Source organism: Xenorhabdus sp. PB30.3, from assembly GCF_963895965.1.
GTDB classification, from domain to species: Bacteria; Pseudomonadota; Gammaproteobacteria; order Enterobacterales; family Enterobacteriaceae; genus Xenorhabdus; species Xenorhabdus stockiae.
This window is the reverse complement of sequence record NZ_CAWQMW010000117.1, coordinates 1-17,931: the sequence shown is the minus strand read 5'-3', so window position 1 is coordinate 17,931 and position 17,931 is coordinate 1. Positions and strand designations below refer to the sequence as shown.

The 17,931-nt window shown below is 46.5% G+C and carries 7 protein-coding genes; all 7 read right to left on the bottom strand.

Features of this window, described 5'->3' with window-relative positions:
- Window positions 1-64: 64 nt before the first annotated feature.
- The 7 genes from AACX38_RS08290 to AACX38_RS08260 all read right to left on the bottom strand — a co-directional run bounded on the left by AACX38_RS08290 (window position 65) and on the right by AACX38_RS08260 (window position 17,818).
- On the bottom strand, window positions 65-853 hold the full coding sequence (locus AACX38_RS08290) for an amidohydrolase (protein WP_228863965.1): 789 nt from the start codon (window positions 851-853) through the stop codon (window positions 65-67).
- Window positions 854-882: 29 nt separating this feature from the next.
- On the bottom strand, window positions 883-2,115 hold the full coding sequence (locus AACX38_RS08285; protein WP_228863964.1) for a thioester reductase domain-containing protein: 1,233 nt from the start codon (window positions 2,113-2,115) through the stop codon (window positions 883-885).
- Window positions 2,116-2,157: 42 nt separating this feature from the next.
- Complete coding sequence (locus AACX38_RS08280; RefSeq protein WP_228863963.1) at window positions 2,158-2,925, bottom strand: SDR family NAD(P)-dependent oxidoreductase; 768 nt, start codon at window positions 2,923-2,925, stop codon at window positions 2,158-2,160.
- Window positions 2,922-5,963: a PfaD family polyunsaturated fatty acid/polyketide biosynthesis protein gene (locus AACX38_RS08275; RefSeq protein ID WP_370630625.1), complete on the bottom strand. Its 3,042-nt coding sequence runs from the start codon at window positions 5,961-5,963 to the stop codon at window positions 2,922-2,924. The genes AACX38_RS08280 and AACX38_RS08275 overlap by 4 nt, the downstream gene beginning before the upstream one ends.
- Window positions 5,964-6,025: 62 nt before the next feature.
- Window positions 6,026-10,459 carry a hotdog fold thioesterase gene (locus AACX38_RS08270; RefSeq protein WP_228863961.1) on the bottom strand — a complete coding sequence of 1,478 codons (4,434 nt, stop codon included), beginning with the start codon at window positions 10,457-10,459 and terminating at the stop codon, window positions 6,026-6,028.
- Between the two features lie 176 nt (window positions 10,460-10,635).
- Window positions 10,636-16,632 (bottom strand): type I polyketide synthase, encoded by a 5,997-nt coding sequence (locus AACX38_RS08265; protein WP_228863960.1) that lies wholly within the window; start codon window positions 16,630-16,632, stop codon window positions 10,636-10,638.
- A gap of 178 nt (window positions 16,633-16,810) precedes the next feature.
- Window positions 16,811-17,818 carry a DUF6347 domain-containing protein gene (locus AACX38_RS08260; RefSeq protein WP_228863959.1) on the bottom strand — a complete coding sequence of 336 codons (1,008 nt, stop codon included), beginning with the start codon at window positions 17,816-17,818 and terminating at the stop codon, window positions 16,811-16,813.
- Window positions 17,819-17,931: the final 113 nt, after the last annotated feature.

The following is a 17,931-nucleotide window of genomic DNA, read 5'->3' as shown; positions in this document are numbered from 1 at the left end:
AACGTGCCTTACAACGATCCTTTTCACATGATCTTTTTAAGACGCTTCTTTTAACGCGCTTCTATTAAAACGACGGTGGAAAAACAAAAGGATCAGCATCTTTCAGGAAAGGAAAGCGTTCTCTGGTCTCCCGAACATGGGCAAGAGAGATGGTCATGGTTTTTACTGCCTCGGTTTCTTTTTCGTGCAGCAGGATTTCACCTAACGGATCAACCAGCATGGAATCCCCCGTATAGTCGAGCTGGTTTCCGTCCTGCCCTACACGGTTAACGCCGATGACATAGCTCTGGTTTTCAATTGCCCGTGCCTGCAACAGGGTACGCCAGTGCAGAGAGCGTCTGGCTGGCCAGCTGGCGATATAGAGTGCGGCATCATATTGTCCGTTAGTATTGCGTGACCATACCGGGAAGCGCAGGTCATAACAGATAAACGTGGCGATTTTCCACCCTCGGTACTCTACGATAAGTGGGGTATTGCCCGCGGTATATTCGTGATCTTCGTGAGCAAAAGTGAAGAGATGTTTTTTGTCATAATAAGCAATAGAGCCATCTGCATTGACCCATAACAGACGGTTATAAAATTGCTGGTTTTCCGTGATGATCATACTGCCGACAATTGCACAGTTTTTCTCAGCAGCCAGTTTTTTCATCCACAAAACACTGGGGCCATCCATCGTTTCTGCGATAGCTTGTGGCTTCATACTGAATCCGGTCGTGAACATCTCCGGCAAAACGATAAGGTCGCTCTCAACCAGTTGCGTAATGTAGCCTTCTATGTGTTCCCGGTTTTTTTCTGCATCTTCCCAAAACAAATCGGTTTGAATTAATGTCACACAGAGATCTTGTTCAGTCATTGTAAACTCCGTTTTAGTTCGTATTTTTATTACAAATCCGCATCAAACAAATTTTCCATATAACCGCTGCCCGCTGACAATGAGCGGATTTCGGCCTGTTCACCCTGCTGTTGAGGTGATGGAATAAAGTTATTTTCAATCAGGTAGTTCACATAACAGGAAAGCAGTTTTTTATCTGATGGCGGGCATTGAATACCGCTGCCACTGAGTAAATCTGCCGTTATTTCGGTGGCATATTTGGCCGTTTCATTCATTTCTCCACCACCATGAACCAGCGCCAGCAAATCAGTAAAAACTGAACGATAAGGTTGCCCATTGAGATACAGGCAGCTTTGTGCCAAAGCTTCCATGTAAACTTCATTTTTGATGGTTTCAATGCGGTAACCGAATTCCCGCAGGAAAGCGACAATATCGTTGTATTTGATTGGATTGGGCGTCGTCAGATGAAGGGTTTTGCCGTTAAATTTATCGATATTCAAAATGGCATACAATGATGCCTGCGCGATGTAATCAACAGGTGTAATATCGAAATCGTCCGTTGCACTAAAAGTCAGCCCGGTTTCGACCAGCGCCCTGACCATTTCATAATAAAGACCTTTGACTCTGGTATTTCTCAGTGGGTAATTGCCATTGGCACTATCGCCCCAGATGTTACCCGGACGCACAATAACCCACCTGAGTCCTTTTTCCCCCGCACGGTGAACGGCCTGTTCTGCTTCAAATTTTGTGCGCTCATAATCCATGTCATCGAATCTCTGCCCCACATCCAGATCCGTCTCATGCATGACAAAGCCATCACGGTACAGGTTTTCCCCCACGATACTGAAACTGGAGGTATAGAGCATGGGGATATCACCCCGCAGACAAAATTCAATGACATGATCTGTTCCCGTCACGTTGACGGCAGCAAGACGACTATAAGATGCGACCAGATTTGTCCAGGCAGCACAATGGATCACCCTGTCAATTTTACCGGCCAATTCAGAGTAAAAGGGTTCTGTCAGCCCAAGATTGGTTTCTGTAATATCACCCAATACAGGAATAATGCGATGTAAACTGTCGCGGCTGCGTTTTTCCGGATCGTAGGTAAATAAAAAATCTTCCAGACGCATCAGTGCCTGCTGATTATTTTCAGCTCTTATCAGGCAATACACATTCGCATCAGTTGTCATCAGAATTTCAAGTAAAACTCTTCCTCCCATAACACCCGTTGCACCAGTCACCAGAATGTTTTTGATATCCTTTTGAGTATTGTTGAGCATGTTCATCCTCTACGTTATCTACGTTAATGGGTTAAACAGGTTTCATATGGTGCCAACGCGCATTCCGCCATCCAGCGGGATCACTGCAGTATTGAGATAATTGGTTTTACAACTCGCCAGAAATCCGACAACTTCCGCCACATCATCTGATGTTCCCCAACGTCCGACAGGCACAATGGAACGTACAATCTTATCTTCCGCAGCTGATTCCATTGGGCTTGAATTAACAAACTGCTCCAGCATGTCAGTTTTGCAGACCCCCGGAGCAATCGCGGTTACGCTGATATTAAGAGGACCCAGTTCGCGCCCCCAGGATTCAGTAGCAGAAATCAGCCCCGCTTTTGATGCGCCATAGGCCGCACCACCCGCCGCTCCCCAGATACCGGCAATCGAGGCGATGTTAATGATGCGTCCGTATTTCTGCGCTGCCATGTAACGGACAAAAATCGATGTGCAGTTAAAGGCACCTGTCAGGTTGACATCTATCATTTTGGCGACTTCCGGTAATCCCTGACCTGACAGGCAGAAAGTCCGGTGAATAATGCCGGCATTATTCACCAGTACCGTGATTGTTTTACCCCATGTTTCAGTGATCTGTTGTGCGGCCTGCTCAACAGAGGCGGGATCAGTGACATCCATTTCAAATATCGCCAGAGATTCCGGCTGCCCGAGACGCTCCTTAAGGAGCGTCAGTTTTTGTATGCTGATATCTGTTGCAGCCACCTGATAACCGATATCCAGCAAAGTTCTGGCAATCGCGGCGCCGAATCCTCCACCAGCTCCGGTGACAACAGCAATCTGCCGACTCATCCGGTGATCCCTTCTTTAAAAGCGATATCAATCACTTTGCGGGCATTTTCCATGGCATCGAAAATCCGCTCTTCGAAGAAACGCACGTCATCCTGTGACATCAGCAGATTGGGGTACATGCGGGATAATGGAGAGAACTGAATGCCATAGCGTTTGGAAATTTCACGGATGATGATGTCGCAGAATTTGACTTTATCGCTGTAACCTTCAGTAGACATAACCGGTGTATTCTGAGAGTGATACACCAGCGCCGTCGGCATACCCTGCACTACCAGTGGTAAATCGACCGCTTCTGCGGCTTTCACAAAGGTATTCGAAATCTGGCGCATGATATCGCCCATCCGGTCATAACAACCGGGGTCCTGTTCAATCAGGCTGAAAGTGGTTTGAATGGCAGCCAGTCCGAGTGGATAACCGTTGAAAGTTCCGGCGTGAATAACTTTGCCGCGGGTATAGAGATTCATAATATCCCGACGTCCGGCAATGGCAGAGATTGGCATGGCTCCGCCTCCCAGCGCTTTACCAAACGTCGCCAGATGAGGCGTCACACCCAGTATTTTCTGTGCTCCACCCAGCCCGATACGAACGCCGGTAATGATTTCGTCGAAAATAAGCACGATATTGTATTTTTCACACAGTGCTTTGGTTTTCTCCAGATAGCCTTCGACCGGGAAAATACCCCCGCCATTAATGCAGATCGGCTCCATCAGAACGGCACCAATTTCATCATGGTAACGCTCTATCGTCGCCGTCAGAATATCAATATCATTCCACGGCAACATAAAAGACTGATCTGTCATCACGTTAGGATCACGCCCCAATGTATCCAGCAGATCACCCTTGAACTGTTCCGGCACCGGATAAGTCAGATCCTGTTTCTTACGCCAGCCCATGATATTGTCTGCATTACCGTGATAGTGACCGTGGAAGCGGATAAAGCGGTTTTTACCACTAAAAGCACGGGCGAGACGCAGCGCATTTTGTACAGCTTCGGTTCCGCTCAGGCAGAAACGCACCATTTCAGCACAAGGAATATGTCTGACCATCGTTTCACAGACAGCAACTTCCAAATCACAGGTATCAACGGAAGTGACTTTATTCATATATTCGATCAATGAGCTGTTGTAAGCCTCATTGTGATGCCCGACCAGTAATGCACCGAATTTACAAAACATATCCAGATGTTCATTACCATCCAGATCCCATACACGGGATTTTTCCCCGCGATTAAACGGGATGACTAACGGACGCTCAGGATCGCCAAAGTTATAGTGCGATCCTCCGGGCATCAGATCCCAGCATTTCTTATAAAAGCCTTTTGAGTTATCCAGACAGAGTTTTGTTGAAGCATCCATAGATTCTTTACTCCTCACCTTTGATTTTTGATCAGGTTCTGTTTTTTGATTAGATTCTATTTTTTGGTCAGGCATTTGTTTTGTAATGATTTTTTCTGCAACGCTTTGTTCTGTAAAATTTTGTTTTGTAACACACTGTTTTGAGCTGTATTGCCCGTGACTCAACAACAGATGCTGTTTTACCTGTTCAGGTACAGCAACATTGAGTAATTCGAGTAATGCTATGCGGGTAAGGCAGGCCGCCCCATTCATCAGAAGTCTGGCTATATCGCTGACATGCCGGTTTTCAACCGCCTCAAAAGGAGTGCCTTTCAGCCATTCATTCATGGCCCCCATTGCCGCACCGCACCAGATTTGGTAATCCATATTGCGCACAGGATCGCCGGTAATCGCCCAGCGTGACGACTGACCGAGATACCACTGGAATACCAGCGCCATTTTTTTCTTCGGCTGTTTTTCTGCTTTGGCGATAATGTCGGGCTGATGAGTTGAGTGGAAATAGTCGATGGTTTCTTGCCAGATATCTGACAGCGGTTTATGAAATATCTGTTTTTCCAGCAGAGTTATTTCTTGCTCTGGCAAGTCATCCAGACTGTCATACTGTTTATACAGGCTGTACAGTTTCTGTGCCCGTACGGCATACATGCTGCCTTGTTTCAAAACCTGTACTTTGGCACCCAGCTCAAACATGTCCGCTGATGGCGCGGTAGCAACGTCACTGATACGTGCCTGCCCCAGCATTTTTTTCACGGCAGAGGATGTTCCCGCTTCCACACAACTCTGGTTGACTGAGCCGGTGACAACGTAAGCCGCTCCCAGAGCGAAAGCGGCCAGAATGGCATGGGGTGTCCCCAATCCTCCTGCTGCGCCGATCCGCACCTGATAACCGATTTGGCTTTCATCTGCCGCGATTTCATCCCGTAGCTGTACAACCGAGCGGAAAATACAGGCCAGTACGCCCTGATCGGTATGCCCGCCGGAATCACCTTCTACGGTAATATCATCTGCCATTGAAACCTGACGGGCCAACTCAACCTGTTCAGCCGTAATCAGGCCGTCTGCCCGCAATTTTTGCAGCAGATTTTCGGGAGCCGGGCGCAGAAAATGTTGGGCGACTTCCCGACGGGAAACTTTCGCTATCAGGCGATGGCAACGCAACACGGAGCCATCTGGCTGTTGAGCCAGCCCGCTGACACGATAATAAACCAGTGCCGGACTGAGATTGATATAAGCTGAAGCCTCGATTACCTGCACCTGATTTTCTATGCACAGACGCACACAGGCCATTTCCCAGTCCGGATTACCGGGGTTATGCAGCAAATTTACCCCGAACGGCCCTTCCGGTAATGCCTGCCGAATACGGGCAATCGCTGCGGTAATCCGGGGAATACGCAAACCACCGGAACCAAAGATCCCCAGAATTCGTTGCCGCCCCAATTCAATAACCATCTCTTCAGAATGGATACCATTTGCCATTGCACCGGCATAATAGGCATAGTCCACACCATAATCCGCCATAAAACCGACATTTCCCAGACTGACTGCTGTTATTGCAGGCAGACTCCCCAGAACAGTAACCGGGTCTGTTATTGGTTCATCCGTTGATAGCAATGAAATAGAAGTGCCGGATTTAACTACCCTCAGTTCAGTGCCCAAATCCTGCAAACGGGAAACGCTTTCCATCGACAGGCTGTTTTTTGACAAACTGTTTTTTAACGAGCTTGACGCAATAGTTCTCGGCTGATTCATTTTGCGGCTTCCTGTTCCGGCGCTGCCGTTTGCTGTGGCTGACGACGGATATACTTCACCCCCATGTTGTCACTGATACCCACGACATTGCCGCGATAAAGGGTTTCTGCGATGAAAAACAAGGTGATTGAATCCAGTGTGCCGTCCTGCTGTTTATCAGCGGTATAGCGGGCATCAATGGATTTACAGGTCAGCCGGAATTGCAGTACATCCCGCGTGCATTTCACTTCACCACGGAATTTGGCGCTGGTCGTATGTTCTGTCAGTGTTTGTGCTTCCAGATCCGGCAGAGAATGCAATCCGAGATAGAACAAGTAGAATTTCATCAATTGCTCTGAACCTTCTACCAATAGTGTTCCCGGCATGACCGGATCATTTTTGAAATGTGCCCTGAACGCCCAGTGTTCAGGATCGATATCAAACTCCCCCACTATCTGCCCCAGACCAAATTCCCCGCCCATTTTATCAACGCTCAGGATCCGGCTTAGCATACGGGTATCCGGCGTACACAGGTTTTCGCTATGAGTGCGTCCATAGCGGGAGCCGAAACAGGCAGACAAATCCCCATTCATGACATGAGTAATATCTTGTTGATTAAATGTGGTTTTGTCGCAGTGCAGAAACGCGCTGGGCAGAAATTCAGCATACGATGACGTTTTCTGTCCCTGTCTGTTTAGTGATGACTTATCCGTTAATAAAAGCGTGAAGGGATTTTCCGTGATCGCAGCTCTGGCTTTGGCAAAATAAGCCTTACTGTCAAATGCACCTGCTTTTTCGATTTCCTTACGGCTAAAGAAGCCCGATGTGGCGACCAGCCGGAAAACCAGACGATCCCCCACATAGCAAAGATATTCGTAACCCGCCAGAAACCGGCTTCCTACCCGCATGACAGAAGTGATATTGACACGTCCGCGCAATACTTCTCCGGCTTTCGGCATTTCGCTGTAAATTGTCGTACTACAGTCAACCGCGCGGTAACAAAGCTGTCCTTTGAACAGCATGTCACAGCCAATCACGGTAAACGCGACAATCATCGCATGGGATGATTCCAGCGCGACGAAGGAAGGAACGCGGCCATTAACGGCATACCACGCATTTTCAGGAATATCGTATTCCCATTCGATGTAGCAAGGCTCCAGCTTGTCTTTAACCGCAGAAAGCCCCGTAATACGGGAAACAAACATAAACGGAGGAGATGGCATACGGGTACGGATCGGGTAGTTATCGACTTCGGCATAATCCGCTCCCAGTATTTTTGCCACGCTCCCGTCGGTCAGTTCCAGTAATTGATGCTCATCAAAAATCACAGGGGCAGCCACTGCGGTTTTCTCAGCCATTGGCGACGTCTGATTGACTGATTTTATCTCAGTGGATTGCGCTAAATTCTGTTTTATCAGTTGATAAAATGTCTGTTCCAGTTGCAGATAACACAGCTGAGTACGGGCATTGCGTATGAAATGGTTTACTTCCACTGGTGGAAGGGCTTTTTGAGTAGTTTCAGCTTCTTTTGCTGATACGGCCTGTTGTTGTGCAGAAATGGCTCTCAAAGGTGCGAATCGGGCTAATGCCTGCTCATTGAGAATAAATTCTTCTACTGTTTTTTCCCGTGCGGTATAAGTCGTCACTTTCAGGCCCGGCTGATTTGATACCGGCGGCGGTGTCAGACGTGCGCGTTTTCCGTTTTGTGGTTCACTTAAAATGACATGGCTGTAAGAACGGTCAATACCTAAGTGACTGATGGCAGCACGGCGCGGGGCACCCTCTGAAGCAGGCCATTCCTGAGTCTGTACCGGTAAATAGAATTTACCCGCAGCATGCTGGGCCAGTGTCTGTCTCTGAGGATAATCCGGTAATATCGGCAAGTAACATTGCGTCAGTTGCAGGGCGGATTTGATAATGGCGAGCAAACCCGCAGATGCCGATAAATGGCCATAATTTGCTTTCAGCGTACCAATGGCCGCAGTGGGTTTTCCCTCTTGTGCGCCATAAACCCGCCCGAGTGCGGACAGTTCTGTCTCAATCTCGCCGGATCTTCCCCCGGCATACAGTTCAATATAGCCAACCTGATCCACACTACAGCCCGCAGCAGTCAGGCTTGACTGTGCAGCAGCAACAATCGCGTCTTCATTTATCCGAAAATCAAGTGAATGATCAGGTACGTAACTGATGCCAATTCCATCCAACATGGCATAGGACGGCGTTTTCTCCTTGATGACATCCTGTTCACGCTTGAGGACAATCACTCCTCCCCCGTCCCCGACTATCTGATTTCCATGATCGGATTGGTGATCCCACAACACATTTTCCAGACTGCCACCAAAACTGCTGCTGGCAATCATGACTGCATCCACATGCTGTCTGCTCAGCATAAACTGAGCCAGTTCCAGTGCCTTAAACGGAGAGCTTTCTTCGTTATAAAGCGTAAAGGCCGGGCCATTCAGTTTCAGATGTGCAGCCAGACGGCTCGCCACAATATTACCAATTCCGCCGGTGATGCCTTCGGGATAAGGTTTCGGGAACAGGCTATCTTTAACAATTTCCTGCAATGCAGTGGTATCTTCTGCCGATAGCTGAATGCCGTGGCTCGCTAAACTTTGTTCCAGCTGCCAGCTGATTTCATTACGTACCTGATAACGCAGGCAGCTGTAGTCAATTCCTCCCGCCACAATGACGGCAATATTACGTTTGCTGCCATCCAACTGATATCCCGCATCAAGAAAAGCCCGCTCTGCAATTGGCAACAAAAACAGATGGCAGCTTAGATGCGCTCCGATAACATTGGGCGGTAATTTGAATTTCCTGCAATCAACGTCAAAAGTTTCAATATAGGAGCCTAACGGTGGCTGACTGATCCCGCGCATCGCCAGAATATCCGGGCGTTTTTCCATGCCAATCCAACGGGTTTTTGGCAGCGGATAAAAGTGTTGGGTTCCCTGCTGTAACGTTTTATCCAGCGTCTGGTTATCTTCCGTTTTTGCCAGATGGACACCAATACCAACAATCGCCAGACGTTCCGTTTTCTGCATTTTTTGCATCTGGGAGGGTATACAGGCGGATCGCCGTTCAGGACTATCTTCACTGATGACCATATGCCCGTTGACGCCACCAAAGCCAAAAGCATTAATACCAGCCCTTTTGGGGCGATGACGCTCAGGCCAGGGTCTTGCCTGCCGCACGATATGACTGATATTAAGCTTGCCTTGTGGTGTCGATACCAGTTGATTAACCCGTGGCGTGGCGGGGATCAGATTATGCTGCATGGCTAACAGCACTTTCAGCAGACTGCCCATACCTGATGCAGTCAGCATATGGCCATTGATGGCTTTATTAGCGCCAATTAATGGAATGTTTTCGCTTTCATCAGAATTTTTACTGCCACCAAAAAAGGCTTCAATCGTTGACAGTTCGATTTGATCGCCGATATTGGTGCCGGTAGCATGACATTCAATATAATCAATTTCCCGCAGACAGTTCTGATAAGCCCGCTCCAGTGCAATATTCTGTCCCTGTTGATCCGGCACCAACAAATGTTTAGTACCAGCATCATTAGATAACCCAATGGCTTCAATCACCCCATATATTTTATCGTTATCACGAACTGCATCGGAGTAACGTTTAATAGCTACAACGCCAACACCTTCACCGGCTTTTACCCCTTTGGATGATTTATCAAAAGGAATAGAATCCCCTTTTTCCGGGAAAACCTGCAATATATTAAATCCGTGATCGATATAAATATGATCCACATGGCAGATTGAGCCAACCAACATCATGTCAGCCTTATGACTGAGAAGATAATCCGCTCCCAGCCTGATGGCATACAATGCCGATGCACAGGCGGCATCAAGGCAATACCGAGGCCCGGCCAGCCCTAATGCTAATGCTGCAATTGTGGCGTTATAGCCACCGGTTATTAAATTCTGCTCAGAATGATTAGCCTGAGGCCAGAATTGTTTAAACTTAAAATCCGGCTGACCAATTAATTCCCTGATATAAGGCTGTAATATTTTATGATAAAACGGATTCATTAATTGTTTAGTGGAATGAGTCGGCATACCGATACTGCCAAGAATTAATCCGGTTTTTTGCAAAATATTTTTATGCTGGCGATAGCCACTATCATTTAATGCCTGATCTGCGGCATAAATTGTCCATTTAAATAGATCATCCAGTGTATTTAATTCTTCTTCCGGCAGATGATAACCTTTGCCATCAAAATGAAAATCACGAACATGACCATTATTAATATAATTAATTGTGTCAGGTTTAGCCGCTTCAGAAGAATAATAACAGGCCGGATCAACACCTAATTCCTGAGCTGATAAAGGGGTGGAACAATCTTTTTCATGTAATAGATTATCCCAGTATTTTTCAGGGGAATCCGCGCCGGGAAATAAACATCCGACTCCAATAATAGCAATATGTTCCATAAAGGAGAGACTCCTTAATATGATAGCGTTTCCCTGAGCGGATATTTTCGCTCAGGTCTATTATTTTATTATTTACAAGCCATAATTATTTTTTCTATACACTTCGTCTTTCAAGGTGCTTTTTTGTCGGCCACATTCATTTACCACTACGACGCACCCTGAAATCTGTTGAAATATCATGGTGTCATTTTTTTCGGGGCCATATACATTCTTCCACCAATCGTAATCTGGCGTGTACGGGAGTCGCAGAACTCACGGACAAAACGTTGTACTCCTTCTTCAAGCGGGATAATCACCATATTCTGAGCTTTATAGGCCCGCTTGAGCACATCGCTGACCATTCCACCATCCCACGGCCCCCAGTTCACTGAACGGATTATCTGTTTGTTTTTGTTCCGAAACGGCAGGTAAGCAAATTTATTCAGTATTTCATTCGCCAGTGAGTAATCAGTCTGCCCCGCATTACCAAAAAATCCGGCAACTGATGAAAACAGGATGATATGGCGCAAAGATGTGCAATCTATTGCGCGACACACATTTTCAAGCCCCCTTACTTTGGCATGCAAAACTGAATGTAGATCGGCCTGCGTTTTCTTTTCGATCCGCTTATCCGCAAGGTTACCAGCACCGTGAATCAGCCCCGTTATCTGACCGAATTGCTGCTGTGCTTTCTCCAGTGCAGTTTTCACTTGTTCCGGCACAGTAATATCACAGTGCAGATATATCACCCGTGCCCCCGCCTGCCTGATCGCCTGTAATGTGGCATTAATCTCATCAATATGGAGCAGGCGGCTTAGCATGTTATTCACTTTCACCGGTGTCGGCTGAATACCTTGTTCCTGAAGGTAATCAATGGCTGCGGCTTTACGTTCAGGCAGTGTTGTTTTACCTGCTGACCATACCGGCAGCGGTGCGGTAATATCAGTACGCCCGAGCAGGATAAACGCCGCCTGACTCTGTTTTGCCAGTTCAGTAATACAGTGTGCAGTTATGCCGCGGGCACCTCCGGTGACAACCAGAACATCGCGGGGGCTGACCTGCATCTCGGGTGTCACTGAGAGTACTGTTTCTTCCCTCAGTGTTAATGTCATGCGTTGATTATTCACGCCACGCCCGATTTCGCCCATTTCAGTCCGGTTGTCCTGAAGTTCTTCCATCACTATTTTTGCCACATCGCTGTCTTTGACTCTGACATCAATGTCTACTGTCCGGCAGAAAACATTAGCCCATTCAATGTTTAGCGATTTTGTCAGCCCGGTGATACCCGCAGAAACGACAGGTAAGTATTCACGGCCGGAGGTCAGCAGTTCGCCATCCCCCCGCATAATCACCATGAAATACCCCGATCTTTTCCCATCACCGGTAAGGCTCCCTTGCAGGCGCTTAGCCAGCAGAAAAATTGTCTCAACTGAACGATAATCCTGCTCACTGAATACATCAGCCAGCGCCTTAACTGGCTGTTTGACCGCCTGTAAATAGATAACGCCGTCAATAGGGCCATGTTGCTGTTCAATATCGGTCAGGGCGGCATCCAGTAGCGATTCATCGCTCATTAATGCCTGATCCCGCCTCAGTGACATAATAACGACCCTCTGGCCCTGCGTTTTCAGTGACTCAGCAATACTATTCGCACAAGTATTCGCACAACTATTCGCACAAGTCGAACCGGCTGTTTCTTCATCGACGATCAGCCAGCATTTCGGGGATGCAAAAACATCCTGCAAATGCTCCGGCATCGGCAATACTTGTTTCACCACGGCAAAACGGGAAACCGGCGAGGCAGCAAAAGGGTCTTTTTCAGTTTCTTTGTTCGGTACTTCTTTATTCAATACAGTGTGATGATTCAGTACAGGCTGAACCGCAGAGGTCTCTATCCGTTGCGATTCAGCCAACTGCTTTTTTACATTGGCACTCGCAGATGATGTCGTTGATGTAACGAACCCCAGAGAGCGTAATTTATCTGATTTCTCGTCTCTGTCCGCCACTATTTCTTTCTGCTGCTTTTCAACAGGATGGCTATCTGCCAGTGATGGGGATTGTTCTGATCCCGAACCATTATCCCTGCTATATAAGGCAGCAATCGCTTCATCGACCATCTCCCTGAAGAAGCTACTCATTCTGGCGATAGTACTCAGTGAATCGACTTCGAAGTTTTCCAGGTCTTTATTTCTTGATGTTTCGCCGTACAACTCCAGGTTTGCCGAGAAGGCATCAAACATGGCACCAAAAATTTCCAGCCGTTTGATGGAGTCAATCCCCAAATCGGCTTCCAGATCCATTTCCGGGCTGATCATATCTTGCGGATAACCCGTTCTTTCACTGACGATATTAACCAGCTGGCTGATAATGTTTTCTTCGGTGATCTGATCAAGACGCCTGACCAGCTTTTCTATTTCCGGAGTGAGTTTTTGTGCTTTTACTTTGATTTCAGCCGGTTCTGGCTCTGGCTTAACAGGCTCATTGGCAGGTTCGGCAGCAGCCATTGATACCATCGGCGCAACCGGCATTTCCTCGGTTTCAGGCAATTGAGGCATTTCCGGCACGACTGGACGTACAGCCACAATCTCTTCCATTCTTTCTGCTGAATGGATGTTTGTCTCTGCTGTCGAAACTGGTTCCACAGGCTTAACCGGAGCAGAGTATTTCACAGTCGGCGGCGTTACATGGCTAACGGATGGTGATGACTTAGGCGATGATGGCATAGACGATAATGACATAGCAGAAGTTACCTGTCCGGACTGGAACAGACTCTGCTGAGTCATAAAATAACGCTCGTGGTTGGTATGGTACAGTTCAAGATTTTTATCCAACAATTGAACACTCTGACTCAGGCTGGAGAGCATCACAGGCAGATTCTGATGATCCCGGCAGGTTTCCATCAAACTGTATTGTTTTTCCAACAGCATACTCAGCAACTGAATATATTCTTTCTGATTTGTCTGGAATTGCTGATGTAGTTGGCTCATCACTTGCTGGGCCTGCAACAGTTCATTTAGTGTGTCGGCATTCAGGCTTTCACTTATTTTATTATTCTGTTCCATAGGGTTATCTCGTTTTTGAATAATTGTCAGTACGTTCTGTCGGATAAATTCGGCTGAAACGGGCTGGTTATGCTCTACCATTTTTTCGGTTTCAATCTCGCTTTTAAGATCACTTTCAGCGATAACTTCGACTCTACTTTCAACTTCATAAACAGGGGGACTTTCAACTTCTGCCTGTACGGGCAAAGATCCTGCGATAAACCGCTCAACAACAGCATGGTCGCCAACACGTAAGGCATGCTGACGCCGGGCTTTATTTTTCTCAGACAGGAAGAAACCGCCACTTAGTCTGAATGTCAGACGTCTGTTCTTTTCTTCCACAGGCTGAATACGGACATACCGGTTGATATCCCGCAGTTTTACACCTTCTGCCAACAAACGGGCCTGAACACGGGCGAGCTGTAATCTCTCCTCCCCTTTATCGGTGGGGTTAGTTGAAATCACGGTGTGCTCCCGATTTTTCAGAATATCGGACACGAGTTTGCCCAGAACGCCTTTGGGCCCAAACTCAACAAATAAACGCCCTCCTTGTTGGTAGATTGCTTCTATGGTCTGGCGGAATTGGACGGGTTTTATCAGCTGCTCTGCCAGTAATTCTTTGATCAGCTGAGGTGAGCGGCTATAAGGTTCTGCCGTTGCACTGGAAAATAACCGGCATTCCGGTGACTGAAAGTTAATATCCGCCAGATATTCACGATAAGGCTGATAAGCGGGCTGGATAAACCGGGTATGGAAAGCGGCAGATACCGGCAGAATACGGCAATGAATGCCCTGTTTTTTCAATTCATTATGCAGCTGATTAATCTGAGCAGTATCTCCTCCGAAGACGACCTGCTGTTCAGAGTTATCATTGGCAATAATAACGCCTGTATAACGATGGAGTATTTCTCCACGCCGGTCATGAGGTAATGATGCCGCCAGCATCGCACCGGCATCAGAACCTGTACCACAAAGCTGACTCGCTGATGCGGCGGCTCTGCCTCTTGCGAGGGAAATCCGATGAAAATCTTTGTCGGAAAGCACGCCCGCTGCCCAAAGTGCCGTTACCTCACCATAACTGTGACCGGCCACAAAATCAGGCCTGAATCCCATATTTCCCAATATATTGAAATAACCGGCACTGACTGCACCCAGTGCAGGCTGAGCATTAGCGGTATCTGTCAGCCGCTGCTGCTGCCCGGCATATTCTTCATCTGAGAAAGCCGGAACAGGGTAAATGATCGGGGATAATTCGTGACCTGATTCACTGACGGCAACATCATCCAGCACTTCCAATGCCTGACGCATTTCAGGGTAGTCATTGGCAATATCCCGCGCCATATTGACATATTGCGAACCCTGACCCGGAAACAGGGCAACGATTCTGCCATCCAGCATTTTTCCTTCAGGCTGATAATAGATCCCGTGAGGGTGTTCCCAGCCTTCTGTACTGTTTTTCTGTAATTGCCTGATCGCAGTGGAAAGCAGTTCCACCGTTTGCTCTATCGACTGAGAAACGAACAGTATTCTGGCCTGATGCCGCTGTAAATTATCAATATCCTGTTGTTCAAGATGCCGGCGGATGGCATTTTCCACTGAACCACGGGTAAAGAGGGATAATGTGGCTTCACACTGCGTAAGTAACTCAGCGGGATTTTCCCCTTTAAGCAACACAACCCAGGGGGATTCATTCAGCCGATAACGGCCATTTGCCTGTTTCTCGTATTCTTCCAGAATGGCATGAAAGTTAGTTCCGCCGAAACCAAATGCACTCAGTGCCGCCCGGCGTGGCGCATTTCTGACCGAACGTAGCCACGGTCTGGATTCACTGTTGACATAGAACGGACTGGTTTCCGACATCAGCAAATCTGTCGGTTTTTCCACATTAATTGTGGGTGGTAATACCTTATGGTGTAATGCCAGTGCCACTTTGATCATAGAAGCAGCACCAGCAGCGCAACGAGTATGCCCAATCTGGGATTTGATACTGCCAATCGCCACCGATTTCGGCGGAAGCTGAAATTCCCCAAAGACTGCGTGCAAACTCTTGAGTTCAGTATCATCGCCGGAAGCGGTGCCGGTGCCATGTGCTTCAACGAGCTGAATATCAGCCGGCATAATACCTGCACTGGCATAAGCCCGTTTCAGTGCTTTTACCTGCCCTTCCAGACGGGGTGCAAAAATACTCTTTGCACGGCCATCACTGGAGGCTTCGACTGATTTGATGACTGCATAGATTTTGTCGCCATCCAGCTCAGCATCTTCAAGGCGTTTTAGCACCAGCATTCCCACACCATCCCCCAGCATCATGCCATCAGCACTCTGATCGAAGGGGCGGGATACGTTATTTCTCGATAAGGCAGGTGTTTTACTGAAACACAGGAAAGAAAAAATGGAGTTTTCCAGATTGACGCCGCCCGTCAAGACAGCATCACAACTACCGGAATGTAATTCCCCGATAGCGGCCTTGATTGCGGCAAGACTGCTGGCACAAGCCGCATCCACCATATAGGATGTCCCGCCAAGATCAAAATAACTGGCGATCCTGCCGCAGGCCACATTACCCAAAAATCCCGGAAAACTGTCTTCGTTCCATTCCAGATACATTCCGTGCGCACGTTCAATAATTTCATCCGCGACTTCTTCGGAAAGACCTGCCTTTGTCATGATTTCACGCAGATAAGGGGCCTGTTGGCGGGCAGCCAGCGAAAATGATGTATTGCCGTTGCCACCACCGCCTAAAATCACACCAATACGATCACGGTCAGTTTTACTGTTTTGCTGATCCAGCAAACCAGCATCCTGCATTGCCTGTTTAGCCACATACAAGGCAAATAACTGAGCGGTACTGAGTGAATCGAGAATAGCAGGAGGAATTTTAAATTCTACCGGATCAAAATCAATCGCGGGCACAAAGCCGGCTCGATGACCATAAGTTTTATCAGTGGCTGTCGGATCTGGATGATAAAAGTCTTCTTTTTTCCAATATTCTTCTTTTGACACCTCCGTGATATCGATCAGCGAATCCTTTTTACCTATGATGTTTTCCCAGAATTGATATAAATTCGAGGCATCAGGGAAATGAGTTGCCATCCCGACAATCGCAATATCTCCATTAATTTTTCTGTCATGCAAAAAATATGTCCTGGACATACATCCCTCGCGTTCTGAATAAAGCAATCCCATATCCAGCGCATATCTCATGCACTGTATTGAGTGTTTTCACTGCTATCAGGAATATCATTCTCAATCTATTGAGTATATTTCCGAATATATATTCAAATACCCGCAGCCAAAATAGATTAGCAAGATATTCTGACAAAAATATTAATTAAACCTTTTCGGATAACGTTTTTGATCTTCCTCTTAATAATCCGGCTAATGAACCCGCTATAGCAGCCGCTGCTCCGGCAATTGTTTCAATAACTATTATTTGTATCAGAGAAAAATGCTCAATCGATAAAAATTTAGATGCAATAAAAATTAATGTTATAACACCACCACTGAAGATATGAATGAGAAAATACATTGAGTATTCATCAAGCTTATCATCTTTTTCAAAATGTAATAAATTTGCTTTAATATCGAGGATAGCTTGTTTTTGTGTGACATAAGCTATCCATAGAGAAATAATATAAGATGTTCCGCCTGCGCTGAAGGCGACCACTGAAACGGTAATTACATCGGTAAAATTACCACTCTCGGCACGAAAATAACCATATGCCAATAAACCTGCAATCGCAGCACCAATAATTGCCCAGGGCAAAAAATAATTAAATATTATATGAGAATCGCTGTCTTCTTCTTTTACTTCACCTTTTTCAGCGGAGAATAGCTGACCATACAGTTCAATAGCGTAATATTTAAGTCTGGATACAATGAAACAACTTGAAAGTGATATCAATAAAAAACTGCCAATTAATGCCAACCAAATATTTAATTGTGACGAAATAGAAATACTCTGTAATACAAAACAAAACGGCAGGATCAATATAATATAAAATATAACAGCATAGAGGGTAATCAATCCCCATAGCCGATAAACACTGCCATTCTTGTTTATCAGAATACCTGACTTTTTAACATTATTTGATAGAGTCTTATGACTATATTTATCCGGAGCAGATTTGACATTATCAAATATAATCTCAAAAGTAACTGTAACAATAGAAACTAAAGGATAAATAATAAGATAAACACTGGCCGAAGGCGCTTCTCCCTGTAAACCACACAGGAAAAAATAAATTCCGCCAATAATGGTGACATCAATAAAGGTACGCACAATGGCATTGTAAAAATCGGCCATTGTCAGATTTTTTTCGTGATTCAATGAAGCCATAACACTCCCCTAATGAATCTAACCTAAAAGACGAAGCCTATATTAAGTATATTTATTATTTTCTTCATTATAAATTTTAAATGTTTGTCGCTATAAAGATAAACGACTAACGT

What these genes read in the sequence shown, in the direction of transcription:
- AACX38_RS08270 (WP_228863961.1), bottom strand. Translation starts at nt 10,459, where the DNA reads ATGGAACATATTGCTATTATTGGAGTCGGATGTTTATTTCCCGGCGCG.
- AACX38_RS08280 (WP_228863963.1), bottom strand. Translation starts at nt 2,925, where the DNA reads ATGAGTCGGCAGATTGCTGTTGTCACCGGAGCTGGTGGAGGATTCGGC.
- AACX38_RS08285 (WP_228863964.1), bottom strand. Translation starts at nt 2,115, where the DNA reads ATGCTCAACAATACTCAAAAGGATATCAAAAACATTCTGGTGACTGGT.
- AACX38_RS08275 (WP_370630625.1), bottom strand. Translation starts at nt 5,963, where the DNA reads ATGGAAAGCGTTTCCCGTTTGCAGGATTTGGGCACTGAACTGAGGGTA.
- AACX38_RS08290 (WP_228863965.1), bottom strand. Translation starts at nt 853, where the DNA reads ATGACTGAACAAGATCTCTGTGTGACATTAATTCAAACCGATTTGTTT.
- AACX38_RS08265 (WP_228863960.1), bottom strand. Translation starts at nt 16,632, where the DNA reads ATGTCCAGGACATATTTTTTGCATGACAGAAAAATTAATGGAGATATT.
- AACX38_RS08260 (WP_228863959.1), bottom strand. Translation starts at nt 17,818, where the DNA reads ATGGCTTCATTGAATCACGAAAAAAATCTGACAATGGCCGATTTTTAC.